The sequence below is a fragment of the Mesorhizobium sp. M2A.F.Ca.ET.037.01.1.1 genome, from assembly GCF_003998075.1.
Lineage (GTDB): Bacteria > Pseudomonadota > Alphaproteobacteria > Rhizobiales > Rhizobiaceae > Mesorhizobium.
The window spans coordinates 1-2,734 of record NZ_RZSA01000891.1 but is presented as its reverse complement, the minus strand read 5'-3'; the positions used below and the strand labels follow the sequence as shown (position 1 = coordinate 2,734).

General features: G+C 64.6%; 2 protein-coding genes. Both read right to left on the bottom strand.

The annotated features are described in order from the left end of the window. Window positions 1-49: 49 nt before the first annotated feature. Window positions 50-1,567, bottom strand: coding sequence for a malonyl-CoA synthase (locus EOA27_RS30860; RefSeq protein ID WP_127258022.1), 1,518 nt, complete (start codon window positions 1,565-1,567; stop codon window positions 50-52). 107 nt (window positions 1,568-1,674) lie between these two features. Then, on the bottom strand, window positions 1,675-2,412 hold the full coding sequence (locus EOA27_RS30855; protein WP_126079950.1) for a GntR family transcriptional regulator: 738 nt from the start codon (window positions 2,410-2,412) through the stop codon (window positions 1,675-1,677). Between the last annotated feature and the right edge of the window lie 322 nt (window positions 2,413-2,734).

Below are 2,734 nucleotides of genomic sequence, written 5' to 3'. Positions count from 1 at the left end.
GCGCCTCGGCCAATCTCCGAGGCCCGCCGCTCGATAGTAATTAGCCGGCTCAACGCGCTACGTAGATATCCTTATACGCCTCGCGCAGCACGTTCTTCTGCACCTTGCCCATCGTGTTGCGCGGCAGTTCGTCGACGAAGATCACCTGCTTCGGATGCTTGTATTTCGCCAGCCGGCTAGCAATAGCGCCGGCAATGTCTGAGGCGTCAATCACCGATCCCAGCTTGCGCACCACGACAGCGGTGACGCCCTCGCCGAAATCAGGATGGGCGACGCCGATCACCGCGCTTTCGCTGACGCCGTCGAGCGCGTCGATCTCGCTCTCGATCTCCTTCGGATAGACATTGTAGCCGCCGGAGATGATCAGGTCCTTGCCGCGTCCGACGATGTGGACATAGCCGTCGGCGTCGATCAGGCCGAGGTCGCCGGTGATGAAGAAGCCGTCGTCGCGGAACTCGGCCTTGGTCTTCTCGGGCATGCGCCAATAGCCGGCAAAGACGTTCGGCCCCTTGACCTCGATCATGCCGATCTCGCCCTGGGCGAGCGGCCTGGCCGTCTCGGGATCGGCGATGCGCAGCGAGACGCCGGGCAAGGGGAAGCCGACCGTTCCGGCGCGCCGCTCGCCGTCATAGGGATTGGACGTGTTCATGTTGGTCTCGGTCATGCCGTAGCGCTCGAGGATGGCGTGGCCGGTGCGCTCGCGCCAGGCCTTGTGCGTCTCGGCGAGCAGCGGCGCCGAGCCGGAGATGAACACCCGGATTGTCTTCGCAGCCTCGCGCGTCAGCCCCTCCTGCTGCAGCAGCCGCACATAGAAGGTCGGCACGCCCATCAAGGCCGTCGCGCGCGGCATCAGCGACAGGATGCGCGCCGGGTCGAATTTCTGCTCGAACAACATTGTCGCGCCGGCCATCAGGATAACGTTGGTGGCGACGAACAGGCCGTGCGTGTGGAAGATTGGCAGCGCGTGGATCAGCACGTCGTCGGCGCCGAAGCGCCACTGCTCGACCAACACGCGGGCGTTGGAGGCAAGGTTCTCGTGGCTAAGCATCGCGCCCTTGGAGCGGCCGGTGGTGCCCGACGTGTAGAGGATGGCGGCAAGATCGTCCGGCCCGCGCGCGAGGTCGCTGAACTGCGTCGCCTGCCGCGAAGCCTGGCTGGCCAGCGTTCCCTGTCCCTCACGGCCGAGCGTGAGCATCGTGGCGCCGATCGACGCGGCAAGCGGCTCGACGCCGGCAAGACGGTCCGGATCGCACACGATCAGCTTCGGCTCGGCGTCGCGGAAGAAATAGTCGAGTTCGGGCAGCGTGTAGGCCGTGTTGAGCGGCAGGAAGACCGCGCCGGCACGCAACGAGGCGAGATAGAGCAGCGCCGCCTCCGGGCTCTTCTCGACCTGGACCGCGACGCGGTCGCCCGGCTCGACGCCGGCCTGCACCAGCGCATGCGCCAGTTGCGCCGACTTCGCCAGCATGTCGCCATAGCTGATCGAACGGCCGTCATCCGTCTCCATCAGCAGTCGGTCGGGAGCCGGCATGCGGGAACGGAACGCGTCGAACAGATGATTGGTCATGCAGGGTTCCTCAGGCGCGGACGCCGAATGGCACATGCGTCGCGCTCGCCTGAGCGAATAGCAGATTTGGCCGCCGGAGCAAAAAGACCGTGGGCGGGTTTCCGTCGCTATCTGCGGCGCGCCTTGGCAATACCGGCCCTCGGATCATAGCCCTGGGCGAAGCGTTCCATGCACATCGCGGCGGTGAGGCGGTAGTGGTTGAGAAGCGCCTCGACGGCGCCGTCGGCGTCGCCATCCAGCGTGCGCTCGGCGATGATGCGGTGCTCGCCGAGATCGTCGCGGCCCATGCCCGGCCCGTTTTGCGAGATCAGCCGGTAACGCGAAGCCTGGTCGGAAAGCTGTTCGCAGAAGCCGATCAGCCAGTGCGAGCGGCAAGCCGCGATCAGCGCCCGATGAAAGGCGCGGTGCAGCTTCTCCCATTCCGGATCGTTGGTCGAGGGATCCTCCGGCAGGCGACACTCGGCGCGGGCCAGGCGGTGGAGGGCCAGCACCAGCTGTTCTTCCCATTCGGCCGTGCGGTGCGCAATGGATTCGCGCAGTGCCCGTTCCTCCATCCAGCAGCGCGTCCGCGTCAATTCCTCCAGTTCCGCGGCGCCGACCGGCATGAGGAAGAAGCCGCGCTGGTCATGCCGCCCGAGCAGGCCCTCGGCGGCAAGGCGGTTGAGGGCCTCGCGCACCGGTGAGGCGCCCGCCCCGTAGCGCGAAACCACCCATTCGACACGCAGCTTGCTCTCGGCCTCCAGCGCGCCGCGCAAAAGATCGTCGCGGAGCTTTTGGTATACTGAACTGGCCAGCGTGCTCTTGGCGCCCTTGCCGTCGCCCGCATCGGCAGTTCCGTGTGTCAAATGAACTCCTAATGCTTGCCCAGTTTTGTCAGGGTCCCTCGGTCAAGCAATTTCCCGTACATGTATCATACAGCCGGGCAAGGTGGGCTCAAGCGGTAGATGATATTCGACTTTAAGACAAGGCGGCTGGTCTATTGAATGTGTGAAGTAGAATCTCGACAAAGAAACCGCTATTCCTGCACGGCGTTATATATACTGAACAGTCGTTCAATGAGCGCTTCGGCTTTGGAACTCGGGCGAGAGGCGGGCCGGTTGTATATTAACTGGCAGCCTTGTCGGCAGCCGTGCGAATCGCTTCAATGTTTGCCCTGTAGGCTTCGAC